Annotated in this window: 21 protein-coding genes and 1 pseudogene; 16 read left to right on the forward strand and 6 right to left on the reverse strand. The window is 40.2% G+C overall.

The window, feature by feature from the left end; genetic code table 11:
- Positions 1-253 precede the first annotated feature (253 nt).
- A complete protein-coding gene (locus CDZ94_RS19030) occupies positions 254-1,261 on the reverse strand; it encodes a transglycosylase domain-containing protein (RefSeq protein WP_425352571.1) in 1,008 nt (335 codons plus the stop codon).
- On the reverse strand, positions 1,203-1,631 hold the full coding sequence (locus CDZ94_RS21445; protein WP_100832138.1) for a transglycosylase domain-containing protein: 429 nt from the start codon (positions 1,629-1,631) through the stop codon (positions 1,203-1,205). Before CDZ94_RS21445 ends, CDZ94_RS19030 begins: the two co-directional genes overlap by 59 nt.
- Before the next feature lie 164 nt (positions 1,632-1,795).
- Between CDZ94_RS21445 and CDZ94_RS19035 the strand changes: the two genes are divergently transcribed.
- Positions 1,796-3,691: a PrkA family serine protein kinase gene (locus CDZ94_RS19035; protein ID WP_096439833.1), complete on the forward strand. Its 1,896-nt coding sequence runs from the start codon at positions 1,796-1,798 to the stop codon at positions 3,689-3,691.
- Between the two features lie 73 nt (positions 3,692-3,764).
- Here the strand turns inward: CDZ94_RS19035 and CDZ94_RS19040 are convergent, their stop codons facing one another.
- Positions 3,765-4,358 carry an exosporium glycoprotein BclB-related protein gene (locus CDZ94_RS19040; protein ID WP_096439835.1) on the reverse strand — a complete coding sequence of 198 codons (594 nt, stop codon included), beginning with the start codon at positions 4,356-4,358 and terminating at the stop codon, positions 3,765-3,767.
- A gap of 480 nt (positions 4,359-4,838) precedes the next feature.
- On the opposite strand from CDZ94_RS19040, the pseudogene CDZ94_RS22015 reads away from it, so the two are divergent.
- The 3 genes and pseudogenes from CDZ94_RS22015 to lepB form a co-directional block, all read left to right on the forward strand.
- Positions 4,839-5,189 (forward strand): annotated as a pseudogene (locus CDZ94_RS22015) (YheC/YheD family protein); the annotation flags it as partial.
- Between the two features lie 32 nt (positions 5,190-5,221).
- Positions 5,222-5,593, forward strand: coding sequence for a YheC/YheD family protein (locus tag CDZ94_RS21770; protein WP_245415760.1), 372 nt, complete (start codon positions 5,222-5,224; stop codon positions 5,591-5,593).
- Between the two features lie 355 nt (positions 5,594-5,948).
- A complete protein-coding gene (gene lepB, locus CDZ94_RS19055; RefSeq protein ID WP_245415761.1) occupies positions 5,949-6,548 on the forward strand; it encodes a signal peptidase I in 600 nt (199 codons plus the stop codon).
- Between the two features lie 183 nt (positions 6,549-6,731).
- Here lepB and CDZ94_RS19060 read toward each other — a convergent pair whose 3' ends face one another.
- Positions 6,732-8,240: a glycine betaine uptake BCCT transporter gene (locus tag CDZ94_RS19060; protein ID WP_096439841.1), complete on the reverse strand. Its 1,509-nt coding sequence runs from the start codon at positions 8,238-8,240 to the stop codon at positions 6,732-6,734.
- 531 nt (positions 8,241-8,771) lie between these two features.
- Here CDZ94_RS19060 and yhbH point away from each other — a divergent pair.
- From yhbH to CDZ94_RS19105, 8 genes are all read left to right on the forward strand, one after another.
- On the forward strand, positions 8,772-9,938 hold the full coding sequence (yhbH, locus tag CDZ94_RS19065; RefSeq protein WP_096439843.1) for a sporulation protein YhbH: 1,167 nt from the start codon (positions 8,772-8,774) through the stop codon (positions 9,936-9,938).
- Between the two features lie 224 nt (positions 9,939-10,162).
- Complete coding sequence (locus tag CDZ94_RS19075) at positions 10,163-10,546, forward strand: DUF2188 domain-containing protein (protein ID WP_232735799.1); 384 nt, start codon at positions 10,163-10,165, stop codon at positions 10,544-10,546.
- A gap of 265 nt (positions 10,547-10,811) precedes the next feature.
- Positions 10,812-11,699 carry a phosphate/phosphite/phosphonate ABC transporter substrate-binding protein gene (locus CDZ94_RS19080; RefSeq protein ID WP_096441012.1) on the forward strand — a complete coding sequence of 296 codons (888 nt, stop codon included), beginning with the start codon at positions 10,812-10,814 and terminating at the stop codon, positions 11,697-11,699.
- A 416-nt stretch (positions 11,700-12,115) separates the two neighbouring features.
- Positions 12,116-12,892, forward strand: coding sequence for a phosphonate ABC transporter ATP-binding protein (gene phnC / locus CDZ94_RS19085; RefSeq protein ID WP_096439847.1), 777 nt, complete (start codon positions 12,116-12,118; stop codon positions 12,890-12,892).
- Positions 12,889-13,707 (forward strand): phosphonate ABC transporter, permease protein PhnE, encoded by an 819-nt coding sequence (phnE, locus tag CDZ94_RS19090; protein WP_096439849.1) that lies wholly within the window; start codon positions 12,889-12,891, stop codon positions 13,705-13,707. The genes phnC and phnE (CDZ94_RS19090) overlap by 4 nt, the downstream gene beginning before the upstream one ends.
- Positions 13,707-14,519, forward strand: a complete 813-nt coding sequence (gene phnE / locus CDZ94_RS19095) for a phosphonate ABC transporter, permease protein PhnE (protein ID WP_232735798.1) — start codon at positions 13,707-13,709, stop codon at positions 14,517-14,519. Before phnE (CDZ94_RS19090) ends, phnE (CDZ94_RS19095) begins: the two co-directional genes overlap by 1 nt.
- 98 nt (positions 14,520-14,617) lie before the next feature.
- Positions 14,618-15,421, forward strand: a complete 804-nt coding sequence (locus CDZ94_RS19100) for an inositol monophosphatase family protein (protein WP_096439851.1) — start codon at positions 14,618-14,620, stop codon at positions 15,419-15,421.
- Positions 15,422-15,709: 288 nt separating this feature from the next.
- Positions 15,710-16,249, forward strand: a complete 540-nt coding sequence (locus CDZ94_RS19105) for an LOG family protein (protein WP_096439853.1) — start codon at positions 15,710-15,712, stop codon at positions 16,247-16,249.
- A 69-nt stretch (positions 16,250-16,318) separates the two neighbouring features.
- Here the strand turns inward: CDZ94_RS19105 and CDZ94_RS19110 are convergent, their stop codons facing one another.
- A complete protein-coding gene (locus tag CDZ94_RS19110; protein ID WP_096439855.1) occupies positions 16,319-16,561 on the reverse strand; it encodes a hypothetical protein in 243 nt (80 codons plus the stop codon).
- A gap of 411 nt (positions 16,562-16,972) precedes the next feature.
- Positions 16,973-17,617, reverse strand: coding sequence for an SDR family oxidoreductase (locus CDZ94_RS19115; RefSeq protein WP_096439857.1), 645 nt, complete (start codon positions 17,615-17,617; stop codon positions 16,973-16,975).
- Positions 17,618-17,778: 161 nt separating this feature from the next.
- Between CDZ94_RS19115 and CDZ94_RS19120 the strand changes: the two genes are divergently transcribed.
- From CDZ94_RS19120 to CDZ94_RS19135, 4 genes are all read left to right on the forward strand, one after another.
- The gene (locus CDZ94_RS19120; RefSeq protein ID WP_096439859.1) at positions 17,779-18,669 is read left to right on the forward strand and encodes a DUF1028 domain-containing protein; all 891 of its coding nucleotides are present in this window, start codon (positions 17,779-17,781) and stop codon (positions 18,667-18,669) included.
- Between the two features lie 282 nt (positions 18,670-18,951).
- On the forward strand, positions 18,952-19,530 hold the full coding sequence (locus CDZ94_RS19125; RefSeq protein ID WP_096439861.1) for a hypothetical protein: 579 nt from the start codon (positions 18,952-18,954) through the stop codon (positions 19,528-19,530).
- Between the two features lie 546 nt (positions 19,531-20,076).
- A complete protein-coding gene (locus CDZ94_RS19130) occupies positions 20,077-21,312 on the forward strand; it encodes an NCS2 family permease (protein WP_096441016.1) in 1,236 nt (411 codons plus the stop codon).
- Positions 21,313-21,509: 197 nt separating this feature from the next.
- Complete coding sequence (locus CDZ94_RS19135) at positions 21,510-22,454, forward strand: polysaccharide deacetylase family protein (protein ID WP_096439863.1); 945 nt, start codon at positions 21,510-21,512, stop codon at positions 22,452-22,454.
- Positions 22,455-22,720: the final 266 nt, after the last annotated feature.

Below are 22,720 nucleotides of genomic sequence, written 5' to 3' on the forward strand. Positions count from 1 at the left end.
CCATTATTTGCTTCCATAATTGGGTGTGGTAGGAGCTTTCGCTGGCGTAGCGAATGGATCCGGGCTGATCTTTGCCTAACCATAAACCTGTTGTGTAGTGGTCATCGAGGCCGACAAACCAGAGGTCGTAGTAATCACTGGACGTGCCCGTTTTTCCGCCTGCGTAGCGGTTGCCAGATAGCTGTGCTTGTCGGCCTGTTCCTTCATCACTAACGCGCTTCATGAGTTTACGCATCTCAACGTTTGTTCGTTTTTACCATACTTCTGCAGAGCCATCATCCCATTCGTAAAGGACACTTCCGTTACGATCTTTTACACTCCGGATGACTCTTGCTCGCTTAAACTGTCCGTCGTTAGCAAACGTTGTATACGCATCAGTCAGCTCTAGAACAGACATGTCCATAGTCCCTAAAGCGGAGGGAAGGATGTAATCTTGACTAGAGACGCGCGAAAACGAAAACGGTTCCAAGTAACGGAAGGCTTTTTCAATGCCAATTTGATCGAGCATCCGAACGGCTGCTGTATTATAGGAATGTTTGAATGCCGTTTCGATAGGTACGCGCCCGTAAACACCCCCGCCGAAATTAGCTGGGGAGAATCCACTTCGCTCAAAGGGGCTGGCATCAATGGTCGATAATTCTGATACACCGGTAAACTCTAAATATGGCACAAATGACAACAACGGTTTAATCGCTGACCCTGGTTGATTGTATGCTTGATATGCCCGGTTAAAATTAAATTTTTGATACTGCTTACAACCTGAAAGTGCAATAATTTCGTGCTCACGATGGTCGATCATGGTAACACCTGCTTGCAGCTCACCATCACCAAGAAAAGCATCCACTTGTTCTGTAACGTGACGTTGTTTCGCAGAATCCAATGCTGTGTGTATCGTAACCCCGCCAGCTAAAACGTCATCTACTTGCTCATTCCATTGCTCTTGAATTGACTCCTGCGTTTCATCACTCACAGCCTGCTGAAGCTTATCTTTAAAACCATCCTGCTTTCCAATGAGGTCCTTTAACTCGTCGTGAACATAAGTCACGTAATTAGGATGATGGTCGATTTTTTCCGTAATTGATAACGTAATCTCCTCTTCAAGAGCCGTAGAATAAGCTTCTTCTGTAATGAAATCAGCTTCCTTCATTTTTTTTAATACCCATTCTTTCCGTTGGTGCGTGTTCTCTTCATTTTCCAGTGGGTCATATAAAGAGGGACGGTTCGGGATCGTAATGAGAAAGGCCGTTTCGGCTAATGTCAGTTCCTCTGCTTTTTTTTGAAAATAACACTGACTCGAGTAGAGCCCGAGTAATACCTTGGACGTCAAAGCCTTGATGGTCAAAAAAAGTTTGGTCTTCCACAGCAACGAGAGCTTCGAGCACGAAAGAAGGAATATGCTCGTACGATAAATTGATTCGGTTTTCAACATCGTAAAGATCAGATACCACCTCATCGGTACGATCGACAATGCGGCTGTTTTCACGAAGAGCCGTTTCTTCTAGCGGCAGTGACTCATCAAGCACGTCATGAAGTGAATGGGCCTTTTGATATTCAGTTAATCCTCCTATTAAAAGGAAAGAAAAAATTCCCATTAAAAGGAGAATGCAAAACGTTCCTGTCGCTGCACGCATAATCCGGCTCCTTCAAGTATGTTGTCTCCATTTTAATAAAATCTGTCGAAATTTGGTAGGCTTTCAATGTATGTCTTTTCAAACATGGCGAATCATCCTAAAAGTCCATGCATAAGATGAATCAAGGTGTCTGGATGTTTAACCAGTAATGGGAGGAGGCCCACATGGACATTTTAAATAAGGTTCAGCAGTACCGGGAAGAAGAGGAAGGCCTAAAATGGGAAGGGACATTCGCGGAGTACTTGGACATATTAAGAGAACGCCCGGAAGTGGCACAAACCGCCCACTCCCGTATTTATAACATGATTAAAGATGCGGGTGTGGAAGAGGTGGATGGAAAAAAACACTACCGTTTCTTTGACAATCAAATTTATGGATTAGAGGATGCACTTGAAAGGTTAGTAGAAGAGTATTTTCACTCTGCTGCTAAAAGACTCGATGTCCGTAAACGAATTTTATTACTAATGGGTCCCGTAAGTGGAGGAAAGTCAACCCTCGTAACCATGTTAAAACGCGGCTTGGAAAAGTATTCAAAACACGAAAACGGCGCTGTCTATGGAATAAAAGGCTGTCCGATGCATGAAGATCCGCTTCATTTAATTCCGCAACATTTACGCGATGAATTTAAAAAAGAAACGGGTATACGCGTTGAAGGTAACTTGTCTCCATTAAACCTGATGAGACTGGAAAAAGAATATGGTGGGCGGATTGAGGATGTAATGGTTGAGCGAGTGATTTTCTCAGAAGACCGCCGAACCGGGATCGGAACGTTTAGTCCTTCGGATCCGAAGTCACAAGACATAGCAGATTTAACTGGAAGTATTGACTTTTCAACAATTGCCGAATACGGTTCAGAGTCGGACCCTCGGGCTTACCGTTTTGATGGAGAACTTAACAAAGCAAACCGTGGGCTCATGGAATTTCAAGAGATGTTAAAGTGTGATGAAAAATTTCTGTGGCATTTATTATCTCTTACTCAGGAAGGAAACTTTAAAGCAGGTCGATTCGCACTTATTTCAGCAGATGAAATGATCGTCGCGCATACAAACGAAGCTGAATATAAGTCGTTTATTTCCAATAAGAAAAATGAAGCGTTGCACTCTCGGATTATTGTGATGCCCATTCCTTATAACTTGAAAGTGAGTGAAGAAGAGCGGATTTATGACAAAATGATTAGAGAAAGTGATATTTCAGAAGTCCACATTGCGCCACACGCATTGAAAATTGCAGCGATCTTCACTGTGCTTACACGGCTAAAAGAATCGAAGAAAAATGGTGTGGATATCCTGAAAAAAATGAAGCTGTATGATGGAGAAAATGTCGAGGGCTTCAATACTCAGGATGTAGAAGAACTGAAAAAAGAGTTTCAGGATGAAGGGATGAACGGCATTGACCCCCGTTATGTGATTAACCGGATCTCCTCTGCGATTATCCGTAAACAGCTTACATCGATTAACGCGTTGGATGTACTACGTTCGATTAAGGATGGTCTTGACCAGCACGCATCGATTTCCAAAGAAGATCGAGAACGTTACTTGAATTACATTTCAGTAGCCCGAAAAGAATACGATGAAATCGCCAAAAAAGAAGTGCAAAAAGCGTTTGTATACTCATACGAAGAATCTGCCAAAACTCTTATGGAAAACTACCTTGATAACGTTGAAGCTTATTGTAATAAAAATAAGCTGCGTGACCCCCTTACCGGTGAGGAGATGAACCCGGACGAGAAGCTCATGCGCTCAATTGAAGAGCAAATTGGGATTTCGGAAAATGCGAAAAAAGCATTCCGTGAAGAGATCCTCATTCGTATCTCAGCCTATGCACGAAAAGGGAAAAAGTTTGATTATCAATCGCACGAACGATTACGCGAAGCGATTCAGAAAAAACTGTTCGCCGATCTTAAAGACGTCGTCAAAATCACGACATCTACGAAAACACCAGATGAAAACCAACTCAAAAAAGTCAACGAAGTCATCGCTCGTCTCATCGAAGACCATGGCTACAACTCCACATCCGCAAATGAACTGCTCCGCTACGTCGGAAGCCTGCTAAACAGATAAAAGTTCGGGGGACTGTCCCCCGAACTTTTTTCGTTTTGCTAGACAGGTAAAGCAAGTCGGTCATGGTGTACTTTTAATCGATGCTAACGCCAGCGCTTGCATACCCTGCAACAACTGTAGCGATATCAATACCTTCTGTAACTTCCGCAGAAAATACCATCAAGAGACGGGTTTCAGGAGTTACCGGTATATTCAACCCTGAATTAATACCATTGCTTGTTTCCCCCAGCGTTACTAGACCAGAAAGAGGCGGGTCTAATGTTACTGAAGCTCCTGGAATTGGCGTAAAGGTATTATCTGGCGTTTCAGAACTAAACAATTGAGCTGTAATCGATACGGTTGAGCCAACAAGCTCCAATGCTGCTGTAGTACTAAAGTACGCTGCTATTGATGTGATGGTTCCTTCACGGGGCACGGAAAACGCGAAGTTAAGAAGTGTCCCGCCAGCCCCTGTAAGGTCTATAGTATCTCCAACTAATTCCACACCTGGTACTGAATTCCCAAACCCAACAAGACTAGTTGTACCAGCAACTCCACCTAAAACTGTAGTAAGTGTAGTAGGAATTCCTGATGTATAAGGGATTATTGCGCTTGCACCAGGAGGTCCTACTGGCCCTCCTGGTCCTTCTGGTCCAGGAGGTCCAGGAATACCGTTATTTGTTCCCATTAAATCACTCCTTATTATTTTTACATTACATCTTATTACCTATATAAAAGCAATATTATGTAAATTGATCATATTTTTCAAAAATTAATTGAATTGACTAGCTTGACTATGAAATATATGCATTTACTTATACCAACTGGTACTGCCCTTCATATACTGAACTAGACTTTTAAAATAGAGGTTGTGAGGGTATGAATGGGAAAAAAGTATTAGGTATATTAGTCCCGAGTAAGCGTAGAAGGAAAAGATACTACAGACTTTATAAAAAATATGTGCCTGAAGGCTGTCAACTAGTGTTTTTTCACCTCGGTCTGTTTTGTGGAAAGATCGAAAGGTTGTAGCTCTATTTAAACAAGAAAAAAAGTGGATGGAGAAGAAGGTTCGATTTCCTGATGTTATTTATAACCGTACTTATATTAAAGGGGATGTTTATCTAAAAGGTTTGAATCAATCATCGGTGAAGGTCATTTCTTTAATTCTATGAACCAACTGAATAAATGGCGTACGTATCTCATTTTATCGACTGCTAAAATGAGAATTGCGATTCCCAAAAGTTACATTTTTAATCCGGAGGCCTTGATTAGCCAACTTGAACAGCATTCTGTATTATTTGGTAAACCAGTGACAGGGCATAAAGGTAATAATGTTTATAAATTCGAAAAAACTCCTGAGGGTTTTTTTCATATCTCCTTCCATAATGAGGCACCCATGTTCATTACAAAGGATTCAAAGGCTTTTACTTTGGAAGTTCAAAAATTAATAAAACACAAAACCTATCTTGTACAAGAGAAAGTACCACTCCCACGAATCGACGGACGTGTTTATGATATTAGGGTTCTTATTCAAAAAAATGGAACAGGAAAATGGACGACCGCTGGAATCGTCTCCCGGTGGCTTACAATGGGTATTACAATACGAGCATGTATGATTATTCAATTGAAACGGAGAAGCTATTCGCAAAACAATTCTCTTCGAAAAAAAGTAAAATGTTGCTTCAAATGGTTAAGGAAAGTGGAATAGGAACAGCAAAGATCTTGGATGGACCATTGGGGACCGTAGCAGAATGCAGTGTTGACTTTGGCATGGACTATAATGGAATGCTTTGGCTAATCGAAGTAAATGGTTTCCCTCAAAAAGCGCTATACGATGACTTCCCACAAAAGGAGAGGGAAAGAATTTTTAAAAACCCCATTCTATATTCCTACTATATAGCTAATAAGAAAGTAGATTCCTAAAAAACACCAAAGGGGTCTATCCCCGAACGCTTGCTCAGATATTAGAATGTAAATAGTGAAAGCAATTCAGAAAGACTTCTTTTTCCTTCGAGGTTCTCCGTTTTTTCCCTCATCACCTTTTCATAAGATTATACATTATCATTTAAGGTCGCTATTATCATCTCTACTCTTTTGCAGAGGATTTTCATAAATGAAAGCAATTTACATGAAACCTTTTACCCGAAGGCTTATTTTAGCTATTAAATATTACATCTCACTAACAATTATTACTATTACTTAATATTAGTTTAAAACAATGGTGCTATGGTTACTATTTTAATAGTAAAGTAACAAACAAATGGAGGAGAACAGAGGGATGAGTTCCAAACTAGGATATAGCATAACTGAAATGGATAAATCTATAAAACGTAAAAACTGGAGGCTTAAGTTTTGGAGTTGGGCGAAAACATTAGCTGTTGTTTTCATTATCATTGCTATGGTTCGTGGTTTCATGTTTACGAACTATGTCATTCACGGGCAGTCGATGATGCCGACGATAAACGATGGCGATAGAATCATTGTCAATAAAATCGGTTATGAAATTAGTGAACCTAACCGCTTTGACCTGATTATATTCCACGTAACGGAAGATACCGATTACATTAAACGGGTGATTGGCTTACCGGGTGATCAGATTCGGTACGAAAAAGATATTTTATATATAAATGATGAACCCCACGATGAAGATTTTCTTAATCAATTTAAAGAAGAAAACGGCGGAGGAGTTTTAACTGACGATTTTACTCTCGAAGATATAACGGGAGAAATGACGGTTCCTCAGGACCATATTTTTGTGCTCGGTGACAATCGGCAAAACAGTATCGATAGCCGTCAAATTGGTTTTGTTTCAATGGAGCATATTGTCGGACGAGCAAATATGGCTTACTGGCCCATTCAAGAATTACGTATTTTTTAAAAGGTAAACTTATAAACGGAAAGCCACATTCATTCCGCTCGTCACAAGGGAAAAGCATCCTTGAGACTGTAAAACATGTGGCGGAGCTAACGGTGTTTTTAATAGTAGACCGCTATGCGGTTTTTCTTAAAAGAATGTAGCTAGCTGTTTTTGAGTTGAAAAAAGCGCACAAAAAGCAACAAACTAAGATTGAAGGTTTCTTTTCCTCTTCCTCGGCTTTTTCTCTTCTTGCCGCAAAGCTTTGATCAAAGAGAATGTCATTAACAACATAATGACCGAAAATGGCAGCGCAGCAATAATTAATGCATTTTGAAGGGCTTGTAGACCTCCGGAATAAAGAAGGATGGATGCTGTAGCTGAAAGCATCACACCCCAAGTTAGTTTTACAACACGTGGCGGTGTTAAGGATCCGTTGGTTGTTTGCATCCCTAAAATAAATGTTCCAGAATCGGCAGACGTAATAAAAAAAGTTGAGATCAAAAGGATCGCAATGATCGACATTAATGTGCCGAGTGGAAATTCAGCAAAAACTCCAAAGAGTACTTCCTCTGTAGCGAGTTCTGATATAGTTGCAATCCCATTGCCTTCTAAAAAGATGGCGGAGCCCCCAAAAACAGAGAACCACATGAATCCAACGATTGAAGGGACAAGTAATACCCCGAGAACAAATTCCCGAAGTGTACGCCCTTTGGAAACACGAGCAATAAAAGAGCCAACAAACGGTGACCAGGCAATCCACCATGCCCAATAAAAAATTGTCCAGCCATTGATCCACTCCCTGTCTTCTGCTGAAAGAGGGCTGATGCGAAAGCTCATACTTGGTAATGTTTGTAGATAAGTGCCTAACGTGTTTGTAAAGAAATTTAATGTATAAAGCGTAGGTCCGACAATGAGCATAAAAATAAACAAAAGCGAAGCTAAGATCAGATTTACATTACTTAATATTTTAATCCCTTTGTTTAATCCCGTGTAAGCTGAAATCATGAAAAGCACTGTAACGACAGCGATGATAGCTAGTTGAATCCAAAAATTATTACCAATGGCTAATAAGTAATCCAATCCACCGTTAATTTGTACAGCACCAAAACCAAGTGTGCTGGCTACTCCAATGACAGTGGCGGTAACAGCAATAATATCAACAATGTGACCGGATGTTCCGGTTGAATATTTCCCCAAAATAGGTTCAAGTGTGCCGCTTATTAACCCAGGAGCGTCTTTTCTAAATTTGAAATAAGCTAAAATCAAGGCGACGATAGCATAAATTGCCCACGCATGAACTCCCCAGTGGAAAAAAGTAAAACGCAAAGATTCAAGTATCGCTTCATCTGTTCCAGGTTCTGCCGTAGGTGAGGATATCATATAGTGAGAAATAGGTTCCGCAGCACCCCAAAAGACAAGGCCAATTCCCATACCAGCACTAAAAAGCATTGCAAACCAGGTGAGATAGTTGTAATCAGGTTTATCATCTGGTTTCCCGAGCTTAATTTTACCGTATGGGCTTACAACAAAAAACAAACAGACAATTACAAATCCAGTTACAACCAATAAGTAATACCAGCCAAGTGTATTGGTGATCGTCATTTGCATGGAACCTGTTACGCTTTCAAGAGTTTCAGGTGCAATGAATCCAAATCCTACAATAAAAAGTAAAATTATTAGTGCTGCCCAGAATACGATCGTTAATTTTTTCATGAAATCCTCTCCTCGAATACGAATGGTCACCTTTCTATAATCTCTAATTAGTTATAAAAACATGTCCCTTAAGAGGAAATTTCCTGAAATATTATTAAGGAGAAACAAAAACCTTCTATGATGCCTAAAGGGATAAGGATTTTGGAAAAATAGCGGAGATCAATTCCAGAAGCTTGTCCTTTATGAAAGTGTAATTTGATGTAGGGACTTGTATATTTATCGGATTTTTTTGTCAACTAAGCGAGCCCTCTGCATAGGATAAAGTAAGCTATTAAAAAAAGAATAGCGTGTCGGCCTATCAATGACTGTTTGCCATGCATCGTCACTTTTAATGTATGTGAAACAGAAAACGAATGTGCCTGTCTAAAAAAAATTAAAATAAGTAATTTAAAAGTCCAAGGACAATGACGCCTCCTTTTTATCGAATGAACCGTTACGAGAAAGTGACGATGATTTTATTTATAAGATCAGAAGTGGCTGTTCTAGACGCGGTTAAAATGGAACTGAAAAAATGAAGGAGGGAGTAAGACAATGAAAAATTACGTTGGCAAAAATTATGTTGTCTCTCAGGATAATTGGTCCCTCCACCGTAAGGGATATCAAGACCAGCAACGTCACCAGGAAAAGGTACAGGAAGCGATCAATAAAAATTTGCCCGATTTGGTGAGTGAAGAAAACATTGTCATGTCCAATGGCCGTGATGTGATAAAAATTCCAATACGATCTTTAGATGAATATAAAATCCGCTATAACTATGATAAAAACAAACATGTGGGTCAAGGAGACGGAGACAGTGAAGTTGGTGACGTGGTAGCCAGAGACGGTAATCCTCAGCAAGGTGCAGGTCAAGGTGAAGGGGCTGGTAATCAACCTGGGGAAGATTATTATGAAGCAGAAGTAGCGATTTCTGAGCTTGAAGAGTTGCTGTTCAAGGAATTAGAGCTTCCGAATTTACAGCAAAAAGAAGAAGACAATATAGTCATTGAGGATATCGATTTTAATGATGTACGTAAAAAAGGTCTTATGGGAAATATTGATAAGCGTCGTACAATCATTCAAGCAATTAAACGAAATGCTATGGATGGCAAAAAAAGCATTATGCCGATTTACAATGATGATCTTAGATTTAAAACCTGGAATGAAAAAGTAAAGCCAGAATCAAAAGCTGTCGTACTTGCGATGATGGACACGAGTGGAAGTATGGGACGCTGGGAAAAGTACATGGCGCGCAGCTTCTTCTTTTGGATGACCCGTTTCTTACGCACAAAATATGAAACCGTCGACATTGAATTCATTGCCCATCATACAGAAGCAAAAGTCGTAACTGAAGAAGATTTCTTCATGAAAGGTGAAAGCGGCGGAACGATCTGTTCTTCAGCCTACAGAAAAGCATTAGAATTGGTTGACGGAAAATATTCACCTGAACGCTATAATATTTACCCTTTCCACTTCTCTGACGGTGACAATTTGACGTCTGATAATCAACGATGTTTAAGGTTGGTAAAAGAGTTAATGGATCAATCAAGCTTGTTTGGTTACGGGGAGGTCAATCAGTATAACCGGCCGTCAACATTAATGAGCTCCTACAAAAACATTCGCGATGAACGATTTAGACACTATATCTTGCGTGAAAAAAGTGACGTGTATCAATCATTGAAGTGGTTCTTTAGAAAAGAGGAAGAAGGTGCTATCCATTAAGTAAATTGTGCGGGGGCAGTCCCCGCACAATTTTTTACATTTGATTCACTTTCATCATTCATTTGTTTAAAAAAGCACACAACTTCAAAATAATATCTTTTTCCATTTTTTTGATTACTACTTATTGTAAAAAGCGTATCTTTATGTAGCTCCGTAGGCCTGCATCTGCTCGCTTTCCGCGGACGAACCGCCAAGCCTCCTCGGGAAAAGCGCCCTGTGGGGTCTTGGCTGGTCCGTTTTTCCGCAAGAGTCTCACAGATTCCGGCCAACTGCGTAGGGGGCTGGAAAAGGATGTTCAGCATAAAGCTATCGAGATTGCCAATTCTTTACTTGAAGACGGTTACGAAGAGGGACGAGCAATCCCAATAGCCATTGCGCAGGCGAAAAAGGTACGGCCAAAAAGTAATGTTACGTACCAAGTAGCCCCAGTGGATGGTGATAATCAGTGGGAAGTGAGAAAAGAGGGGGCGGACCGGGCGACAAACGTGTTTAATAAAAAACAAGAAGCACTCGACCGTGCGAATGAACTGATCGATTCACAAAATGCAAAGGTGATGATTCATCGTCAAGACGGAACAATGCAGGAAACAAAAAAAGCAAATAATTAGTAACTGGATCAGCACCGTTAAGTCGGGAGAAAAAATCGCAAAGTATGTATCCAAAAAAAGGAGTATTCATGTGTAAAGCTCCCTACTTTTCAGTGTGACATAATCTATGATTAGTTTATAAATTTCGTAGACATTTTTTACATAAAATTATATACTTATAACCGTTCAAGTTGTTAGACAACTGGTTTTTAATCTAGCTAAGTTGTGAGACTTGAAATAGTATAACACATTCTTTAGGGGGGGAATTTTTTTGTTCAAGAAGAAAATGCTTTCGGTTACTTTAGGTTTGGGTTTAGCGGTTGCAATGACTGCATGTGGCAGTAACGCTGATGGTGGAGATGAAGAGATTGAAAAATTAACAATGGGTTTCATTCCTTCACAAGATGCAGATGAACTTGCAGATACGGCACAACCTCTTGCAGATCAATTATCAGAAGAACTGGGCATTGAAGTTGAAGCCGAGCTAATGATGGATTTTGTTGGGTTAATTGAGGCAATGAGAACACAACAGGTTGATATTGGTTTCTTAAATCCATTTGGATTTGTACAAGCAGAGGACCGAGCAGATGCGGAAGTTATTTTGAAGTCAGAACGAGACGGTGAAACATCATATCTTGCACAATATAGTGTGCCAGCTGACTCCGATATTGAAAGCATTGATGATTTAGTTGAACAAGAAGGACTTGTTTGGGCGTATGCCGATGACTTGTCTACTTCAGGGTATTTATTCCCTGCATCTCAATTGAGAAATATGGGTGTAGAAAATCTTGATAACCACTTCAATCGTTTCACTGTAGGTGGACATGACAATGCAATGATTGCTTTATTAGATGGACAAGCTGATTTTGCAACAACCTTTGAAGATGGGCGTGACAGCGTAGCAGACGAGTTCCCAGATGTTTATGATGATATTAGAGTTATTGGATATACAGATCCGATTCCAAATGACACAATCTCAGTGCGTAGTGATTTACCAGAAGAGATGAAAGAAGATATCAAACAAGCTTTCTTAAATTTTAACGATGACGAAGAAATGTTAGAAGTACTATATGATATTTATACTTGGACTGGTATTGCGGAAGCAACATCTGAAGAATATGACATTGTACGTGACGTCTTTGAAGAATTTGAAGATGAATTGACTGAAGAATAGTGATCAAAATTCATAACTTTTTGAACAACCTTTTATAAACGATTTTAAATTATACCTTATTAGAACTGTGCCTAAGGACGAGATAAGTTTGAACTTCGTATCGAACCTTGGGCTCAGTATAAGGACTTATTTTCTATTATACCTTGATGGATCCGAATATTTATTGACACTAGCGACCTATTAAATGAACATAGTATTAATGTTCTAGGTCGTTATCTTTTTGAAAAGGAAGAAGTGGGGGACGAAGATACCACTCTGTTCGTCTTTTTCAACTAGCTTAAAAGATTTAAAATTAAGCTTTTGATTTGCTGCAATAGATTCGCTAGTGCAATCTATGTAAAATAAATTCACACTTTTGTGACATAGTTGAACATATCAAACGATGAAATGATTAAAGATTGAGGAAGGAGAACACAATGCTAGAGTTTAAGAATGTATCTTTAGTTTATCCAAATGGCCATCAGGGGTTAAAAGATGTAAACCTCAAAATCAATGATGGTGAATTTATTGTGGTTGTAGGAATGTCAGGAGCCGGTAAATCAACGTTAATCCGTAGTATTAACCGTCTGGTCACACCAACAGAAGGGGAATTGCTATTAGATGGTGAGAATATCCTCAAATTTAATGAGAAAGATCTGCGAAAGCTACGAACGAAGGCTGGTATGATCTTTCAAAACTACAACCTAGTAAACCGGATGTCCGTTCTCCGTAACGTATTAGCTGGAAGGCTCGGCCACATTGGTACGATGCGCAGTCTGTTAGGTTTGTTTCCACAGGAAGATGTGCAATTGGCTATGAACAACCTTCAGCGAGTCGGTATTGGTGAAAAAGCATACGAGAGGGCTGACCGTTTAAGTGGTGGACAGCAGCAACGTGTGAGTATTGCTAGGGTTATTACTCAAAAGCCATCTGTTATTTTAGCGGATGAGCCTGTAGCAAGTCTTGATCCTCCAACTTCCCATGTCGTTATGAAAGACTTAAAGAGAATCAGTCGTGAAGATAATTTAACAACACTGGTAAACCTTCACTTTATTGATATGGCTCAAGAGTATGCCGATCGTATTATTGGATTGCGAGATGGGGAAGTCGTTTTTGATGGTCCGGCCAGTGAAGTGACTGAGAAAACATTTGAAGAAATTTACGGCAGACCGATCAAAGAAGATGATCTACTCGGGGGAGATGAGAAAGAATGACCAAAGATAAGAATCTAACGAAAGGAAAAGAAGGACGTATGCCTGTAACTCCTAGAGGGTTAAAGTGGTACCTTTCCAGTATCCTCTTTTTAGTAGTGAGTTTGTATGTACTATCTGCATATCAGACACAAGCTTTTCCTAACCGTATTATAGAAGGATTTCCAATCGTCTATTATTTCGTTATTGATGACTTAATTCCACCTAACTGGGGATATGTTAATACCGTTTTCTTCAGTTTGCTTGAAACATGGAATATTGCCTTATTAAGTACAACATTTGCAGCCATTCTAGCGATTCCTTTCAGCTTCCTAGCAGCTGCGAATATTAATACCAACAAGTACTTTTACCAGTTTATTCGAATGTTATTAAACTTGCTACGAACGATTCCGGAAGTTATCCTCGCCGTATTATTCGTGGCTGTTGTTGGTATCGGTGCGCTATCTGGGGTATTTGCCCTTACTATATTTTCACTTGGGATCCTTGCGAAACTCGTCAGTGAAACGGTCGAAACCATCGACCCGGGTCCCCTTGAAGCGATTCGTGCTTCAGGAGGAAATGTATTTCAGGTTATCGGGTATGGTGTCGTTCCTCAAGTCATTCAACAGTACGCTTCCTATACTCTTTATGTATTAGAAATTAATGTTAAGGCTTCTGTTGTACTAGGTTTTGTTGGCGCTGGTGGTATCGGTCTTATTTTACGTCAGCAACTGAATATGTTTAACTATGCAAACGTATCCACAATTATTATCCTGACTTTTGTTACGATTACAATTATTGATTTTGTTAGTAATCGCGTAAGGGAGGGGCTGGAGTAATGAAGACTGATATGAGTAAAAAGTCAAATATACCAATGCAGAAGCCTAACCGTACAAAATTTCGTGTGCAGTTCCTGATAGCGCTTATTATATTAAGTGGACTTTACGTGATAGCCTTTATGTTTACTGATTTTCAAGCAAGAGGCTCATCTTCTTCTGCTCTTGAGACTTTAAGAAGACTGTTTCTAGCACCGTTATTTGATGCAGAAACTCGAGCAGAATTTCCTGTGTACGTAGGCTATATGCTTGAAACGATTGCCATTGCATATGCCGGTCTATCAATTGCAGCCATCCTGGCCATTCCAGTCGGATTTTTAGCAGCAAGAAACATGACGAGATTTTCTTATGCTGGAAAATCAATTTTAAATGCAATTCGTGCCATTCCTGAGCTGATTTTTGCGATAATTTTCGTTGCAGCTGTTGGTATGGGTCCCTATGCAGGTGTTTTAGCGATCAGTATTAATTCTATTGGTATGCTAGGAAAATTATATGCAGAAGTGATTGAGACAATTGATATGTCAAAGGTAGATGCAATAAAAGCAAGCGGTGGAAATCGAATTCAAGCAATGTGGTACGGTGTGTTACCACAGGTTCTACCAGAGTTTTCTTCCTATGCGATCTATCGTTTTGAAATTGATGTTCGTGCATCGACGGTGTTAGGTATTGTTGGAGCCGGCGGTATTGGTACACCATTACTATTGGCAACGCACCAACGGAACTGGGAAGATGTCGGGATGATTTTGATTGTCGTTGTTATTTTTGTTAGTGCAATTGACTATCTTAGTGGATTCATCCGTAAAAAAATCGTTTAATCTATAGCCTATCAATATCGCTATACTATTACAAACTGTTACCGACAATCGGTAACGGTTTGTTGTATAGTGTGAATTCTATGTGGGGGTTACTAATAATGAATAAGACAAAAGAAATATATGAAGTAGCGTTAAAGTGGACAAAACAAGCAGGAACGATGTTGAAAAATACGTTACAAAACTCTCTTCATGTTGAATATAAAACGTCTGCTGCTGATTTAGTGACAGAAAAAGACCGAGAGATCGAACAATTTTTTGTGCAAAAAATAAATGCGACGTATCCGAACCATTTTATTTTAGGAGAAGAAGGGTCTGCTTCAGAACAAGCTAAATATGACCCTATGAAAGAGACTGTTTGGATCATTGACCCTATTGATGGAACGACGAATTTTGTTCATCAAAAGCGGAATTTTGCAATTTCTGTTGGGATATATGAGAAGGGCCAGCCAGTTATCGGTATTATTTATGATCCCATTTCTGATGAGTGTTTCCATGCACAAAGAGGAGAAGGCGCGTATTTAAATGAACAACAGTTACCTTCTATTACAGGGGGAAATTTAGAGGAGTCTTTGGTGGCGATGAATTCTCTCTGGTTAACACCAAATAACCATCTAGACCACGAAAGGCTACAAGCAATGGTTAATGAAGTGCGAGGCGTCCGTTGCCAGGGGTCTGCCGCTTTGGAATTGGCCTATGTGGCATGTGGTCGATTAGATGCTTCGATTGCAATTGGATTGGGGCCATGGGATTTCGGTGGCGGTTATGTACTCCTAAACGAAGTCGGTGCAAGCATAACGACTGTGGATAACCAACCAATTGATCCATTTCATCCTTCCTCCGTTTTTGTAGCGAAGCCTGAGATCCATCCAATAATCCTTGAAAACTATTTGTTTAGGAGATGATCAAATAGTTTGGGAAAAATAACTTGCGCGACTTAGAGGACGTTCGATGAAAGCAGGCTTTTTCACGAGTTAAGTATAAAAATCTACATTTTTGTATCTAGCTTCAGGCGCCATCGGCACGTGTCAAATAACCTGCCCGATTAAAAGTAAAAAGAACTTTTATCGGACAGAACATTTGCATGTCACCGAAAAGTGGCGCCTTGCGCTTTTCTTGAAAAGGCTGCTTTTCAATTTGCTAAGTTGTGCTAGAGTAAAGATATAATGAAAAAGCGCTTGGAGGAGGATGTTATGAAAAAATGTGCAGTTTTCTGCGGCTCTCGAGCTGGGAATCATCCGGAGTATTTAGCTTCTGCCCGTAAATTAGGCCACGCTATGGCAGAGCGGAACATTGACCTCGTTTACGGAGGTGCCAGCGTTGGTATTATGGCCGCGATTGCAGATGCTGTTCTTGAACGTGGAGGAAAAGTAACCGGGGTATTGCCAAAGTTTCTTAGTGATCGTGAAATAGCCCATGAAAAGCTTACCGAATTGTATATTGTTGAAACGATGCACGAACGTAAGCGGATGATAGCGGAACTTTCCGATGGCTTCATTTCATTACCAGGTGGAATCGGTACGATGGAAGAGTATTTTGAAATGCTTACGATGGGGGCACTGGACCAACACAAAGGAAAGAGTGGACTTTTGAATGTAAATGATTACTATACACCGCTTATTCAATTTTTTGATCATATGAAAGACCAGGGATTTATAGACCCTAGCAGTCGAAAAGCAATGATCGTTGAGGAGGACCCAGAAGCGATCCTCGATATTATTTTTTCAGAATGAAGAAGGTGGGCATTAAATAGTCTAAAAAAACCTACTCAGCACTCCTGTAATAGGAGGCAAATGAGTAGGTTAATTTGTTTTTATCCTTTTTTTGGGAAAACCTAAAATAAAATTAATGATTTGATAGACTGAAAATAAAAGTAAGCCGGTAACTAGTGATCCTGCCATATAACCTGCTGAAAAGTTTGCGGAAGTGAACCAGTTTGTATTGTTGCCAATAAACAGACCTGCTATTATCGAAAGGAAAAAAATGACTCCAACAACGATTTGTTCTGTTTTTTCTTCTTTTGACACATTCTTAAATTTAAACACGAAGCTTCCCACCTTTCACTGGATTATCCCTACTCAAATTATACGATTAAGTTGCGGTTCTGGCAATGGGAGAAACTGTCGCTTGCATTTTCATTGTTCTTCTTTTGTTAATAGGCTTGGTGTAGAGGAAAGGGAAATCTCGAAAAAATCCGAGAATTCCCTTTTTCTTTTATAAGTGCGTGTTCAAAAGGAGGAAAAAAAGAGCCGAGTAGGTCGAGTCTCGACGGATATTCTTCGTTGCTTAATTAGCAGCGAAAGAGACATCTGATGTTAATACGTGGGGTGCGAGAAACAAGCCAACGAGCTTTCCCAGGATGAGGTGACTACTGCGTTCGCCACAGGACGTGAGGGTATATAGCAGGAGGTCATATTATACGACAGCTATTTTTAGCGGACTTTTTTGAATATCCTCTATAAGTTTTTTAATGCTGTACCAATACTTGTTTCACCGGAAAGAAGTTCAAAGGCCTTGTGATACGTTTCCTCGATCGTTAAGGCATTTACTGCCGTAGCTGCGACATCTTCGCGAGGAATGTCACCCGACTTATTTTCTAGGAGTTTCGCGGCAACAATGGTTCCTTTTGCCGGTTCGTTTGTTAATAACCCAGGGCGGAGGATCGTGTAGTTAAGCTTACTTTTTACAAGAGCTTCATCAGCTGCTGCTTTCGCTTTCATATAATGCTGGATCCCCTCTGGTGTAGCATCAGGGTTATTAGCTCCCATCGTACTTACCATGATATAGCGGGCAAGACCGTGCTTTTCTGCTTGTTCAATAGATCGAATTGCAGCGTTTCGGTCAATGACGTCTGTTTGTTCTTTAGACGTATGTCCCCCAGATCCAGCCGTAAAGATGACCGCATCGGCGCCTTCATAGGCATGTGAGAAATCATTTTCTAGGTCTGCAATGACAATTTCATCTACCCTAAGATTTTCCATTGTCCTTTTTTGTTCTTCAGAGCGAATCATCGCTTTTACATTATGTTCTGTGCTTAAGCCAAGCATCTTTACTATATGCTGACCTACGTTTCCATTAGCGCCAATCACTAATATATTCACAACGATCACTCCTATATCATTTAATTTAACATTTATCTTATCCCCTTTAAATGAAGGAGTCAAACCTGGTGAATCAGGTGCTCTGACTCTAGCTACTTCTTGACTCATAAAGTTCAGAATATTAAGATGATAAATAAGGAAATTGAAGGAGGAAATTAGACATGAGTCATAATAAAGAACCGCTCGTAGCTACGTTTTCGATCGTTGGGTACGATCCTGAAACCAAGGAATGGGGGATCGCGGTCCAATCCAAATTTCTAGGAGTAGGGGCTGTGGTTCCTTGGGCAAAAGCAGATGTAGGTGCGGTGGCGACCCAGTCTTTTGCCAATACGTCGTTTGGACCAAAGGGACTTGAGCTCCTAGCAGAAGGATATAGTCCCGAAGTAGTCGTAGAAAAGCTAGTAGCAGAAGATGAGGAACAGGGGCTTCGCCAATTTGCGATCATGGATGCTAATGGGAATACAGCAGGCTTTACCGGAGCTGACTGCTATGATTGGGCTGGGCAGCGGGCTGGTCGTTATTGTACAGCTCAAGGGAATATTTTGGTGAGTGAAAAGACAGTAAACCGTTTAGTTGATACCTTCGAACAAACAAATGGAACATTGGCAGAGCGTCTTTTAGAAGCGCTTGATAAAGGACAAGCAGCAGGGGGAGATTCCCGTGGGAAACAGTCTGCTGCTCTTTTTGTAGTGCAAGATAAAGGTGGATACGGGGGATATAACGACCGTAAGTATGATCTGCGAGTGGATGATCATCCCGATCCCATTAGAGAATTAAGACGTGTTTTTGAGCTGCATACCTTGTATTTTTCAAAGCCAAAGAAAGAAGAACTTCTTACCATTGAAGGTGATGTTCTGGAAAAAGTACAACTTATTCTTCAAAAAGAAAAGCTGTTAGATGATACTTATGATAGTTATAATTTAACGGTAAAAGAAGCGTTAAAGGCTTATTTTATGAAGGAAAATTTTGATGAGCGCTGGCAGGAAGAAGACCAGGTTGATCCGTATGTTTTGGCCTATATGAAAAGGAAACCATCCCTTACAGTCCGTTGATATTCAGGTTGAAATCAAGAGAAAGGTAGATAACAAGCAGGTCTAAATTACCTTGCTGTAACCCTTATTTTTTTGAATTTCCTCTTAGTAGCAACGGTTCTTTTTGCGTAAAAGCATTTTATAGGTCTTAAGCCGACGGTCCTTCGTCGGCTATTCTTATGTAAGGAATGTAAGCTATAATTTGGGAATAAATGTTGTGTTTTGTCTTGGGTGAGCTGGCAGCATTTCGGGTATAGATAACAAGAGATTTCTATTGAGGGATAAGGTAAGGAGGCATTGCAGGTGAAACGAGATAGTCGAAAAGGAACAGGCTTATACATTTCCTTTTTTGTATTGGTTATCGCCTCCATTGTTGGTTGTACATCAGCTGAAGATGTGGAGGAAACAGCAGAAGCAGCCAAGCCTCTCGTCGCTGAAACACAAACAGGGGACTTTTTGTTGCGTTTAGTGTCTATAAAAGAAAATTATGAAGAGGGTGAGGATGTTGAAATTACAGCAAAACTAAAATATATCGGTGACCAAGAGGAAGTCAGGATTCTTCATTCCTCATCACCATTCTGGTATCGTATACAAGAGGTCACACGTGGAATTGAAATTCCTTATTTTATGGAGGATCCAAGTCTTGAAACTACTCTCAAACGGGATGTCTGGTATGAGGAAAAGTATTTGAAAACAGGGGGCTACCGGGATGGTGAAGACGAGGAAAGTAAAGAATTTGTCCAATCATTTGTGGAGAGTGACGATTTTCCAGAAGGTGAATATGAAATAGAATTAAACTCTGATTTTTATTTAGTTAATGAGGACGGAGAAGATCAAAAGCAACATGTATCTACAGGAATTATTATAACAGTAGAAAGATAAGAACGAAGGCTGTCTCAAGTAGAAGAGGCGGCTTTTTATCGTTTAGGAATTTATATTGCTTAGGTTGTGGGTTTCTTTTTAGTAATTGGAGTAACATTAATAAGCTGCGAGTTGCTCGGGCGGATACACATCGAGGCATTACGAGGAGAGGAAGAGATAGCTACGAGGTCATTTTAGCCCGTCAGAAAAAGCCAGAAAGCGACTTCAATCCGCCGGTCGAAAATGCTTGCACTTTCTGTATAAAACCATTTTCTTATGAAAGTACAAACTAAGATTTTCGCCTTTTTAGGCGATAAGTCAAGTTTCCTATGTCGCACGATGCCAAGGCGCCTTGCGCTTTTCTTACGATCTACGGGTAAATACAGCGCATATGAGGATCTCATGTTATAATATTCTTTTGGTTCTTATATTTGAATCATCATCTTAGTGTCTATAGTGACATTAAGAGGTCGGGCGAGGGGCTATTATAAAGGAGAAGATACGTTGCACCAACGATTAAACAATTGGTTTCAGATCGATCAGCATCACTCTACATTGAAGCAGGAAATGATGGCAGGAATGATAGCTTTTTTTACGATTGTTTATATTGTCATCGTAAATGCCGCTATTTTAGCTGATGCAGGCATACCACTTGTAGCTGGAATTATTGCGACAGTGTTTGTTTCATTTGTAGGAAGCATGATCATGGGTCTCTGGGCAAATGCGCCAATACTACTTGTGCCTGGGATGGGTATCAATGCTATGTTTGTCTATACATTTGTACATTCCATGGGTCTGCTGTGGCAAGAAGCACTTGCCGTAGTGGTGTTATCTGGTGTCCTTTTTAGCATCATCGCTTTTACGAAACTGGCACATGTGATTACTCAGTCGATCCCTTCTTCATTAAAAGAAGCGATTGCAGTCGGGATTGGCATTTTCTTAACGTTTATTGGCTTACAGCAAGGTGGTTTGGTTATAGCAGACGAATCAACTTTTGTTACATTAGGTAGTTTTACAGATGCGAATGTAATTGTAACGATTGTGACGTTAATGGTCGCTGTAACATTATTTATCCGCCAGGTTGCAGGTAATTTTCTAATAAGTATTTTGTTTGGAACTGTATTGGCCTTTTTCCTTGGGGGAATTGAAACGTCTAATACAACACCACTTTCGTTTCAGCCATATTCTGAGGTATTCCTAGGTTTCTCGTTTACCAATATCGCATCAGTTGCGTTTATGGCTGCAACTTTTTCGCTAGTGATGGTTATTGTATTTGAAAATATCGGCTTAATTCACGGTCATTTAAACATGGCCGGAAGCCCTGAAAAATATAACCGCTCACTGCAAGCGAACGCCATTTCGGTCATTTCCAGTGGGTTTCTAGGCACAAGTCCAACCGTCGCTACAGTAGAAAGTGCGGCTGGTATTGCCGCAGGAGGTCGCACTGGCCTAACAACAATTACAGCAGGCGTTATGTTTCTTCTATCCCTGCTTTTTATTCCGTTTATTACAATGATTCCACAGAGTGCCATCGCGCCTGTGTTAATCATTATTGGCGGACTCATGATGCAAAATGTACAAAACATTAATCTCAATGACTTTTCAGAAGGTTTTCCAGCCTTCTTAGTGATCGTTCTGATTCCACTCACGTATAGTATTGCTGATGGGATTGCATTTGGATTTGTCGCTTATCCGGTATTAAAAATATTACTTGGAAAGCATAAGGAACTTACCAAGCCACTTGTCATAATCTCAGCACTATTTTTCTTGAATTTTGTGCTGCAAGTGTGGAATGGGAGTTAATAGTTCAAAAGCCACAAAAGTTCAGGGGTCTGTCCCCTGAACTTTTGTTGTTTTAGGTTGACTTTTTTTGAAGTGTGTAAAATTTTATTATGAATGAATTCTCTATGAAGATGACATACTATTAAATGTGATTTGGTAATTATTAGTTTATACCATTACATAATGACAAATAGTGTTGTTGGAGAGGTGACTTTAAAATGATGTACAAATGGAGCGCAACAAATTTTTGGATGAGGTGGATTTTGTGTTTAGTTCTTTCTGCCTCGGTATTATCTTCGTGCATGCCAGCGCAGGATGAATCACAACCTAATCGTGAAAACGTAGGTATTCAAGGTGACATGGAACCGATTTATCCAGCCGCAGGGACAACCGCTCAATTGGCAGGGGGGCCGGAAGCGGCCCACAGAGTCGAAATGGAACCTGATTCACCATCTGTTTTTTCGGGTCAAAGTGAAGGTGATATTTCAAATGAAGGTTTGGAAAACGTAGGTTTTGGTGATCTGCAAAAAATGTTCCCTGATACCGTCGTTTGGCGTGGAAATACCAATGAAAAACGGGTAGCACTTACATTTGATGACGGTCCAGACCCGAGATATACCCCCGAAATTCTTGACATATTAGATGAACATAATGTTAAAGCCACTTTTTTTGTAATGGGTGCTCGAGCTAAAGGGCATCCAGACATTTTACGACGCGCTAGTCAAGAAGGACATGTAATTGGTAACCATACCTACTGGCACCCAAACTTAAGCGGGGAATCCGTGGAACAGCTTCGATGGGAAATGCAACAGACGAATGATGTGATTGAGAACCTCATCGGTTTTCAACCGCGTCTCTTCCGTCCGCCCTACGGTATTTTTGGAACCGCTCATACTGAAAGTTTAGTGGAGAACGAAGAAACTGCTGTATTCTGGACAGTAGATACGAAAGATTGGGATGGACCTAGTTCAGAGGAAATCCACAATTCTGTGATAGAAGAAACGAATAACGGATCGATCATTTTAATGCATGATGGAGGACATTGGACCTCAGATTTGAGTTCCACAGTTGGCGCACTGGATTCAGTCATCTCCGAATTAAAAGAAGAGGGTTATCAATTTGTTACCGTCCCTGAACTTCTCAACACTTCAGCTCACAAATAAAAGCTCAGTGTTCTGCCGCTCTACTTTATAAAAAATCAAGAGGATATCCCAAATTGTGCGGGGACTGTCCCCGCACAATTTTAACTCGGCTTCTGGCCGGGTTTTTTGTTTTTTTGAAGTATAGATACTTTTCGACAAGCTTTTAACATGTCATAATATGAATGTCCTACATTTCGAAAAATATAAACAATACTGACAATTTAATATTGAAAGAAAGGAGATAGTGGAAGCTCAGTGTAAAACGAGTCTTTATCTTAGAAAGGAAT

Source organism: Alteribacter populi (assembly GCF_002352765.1).
Lineage (GTDB): Bacteria > Bacillota > Bacilli > Bacillales > Salisediminibacteriaceae > Alteribacter > Alteribacter populi.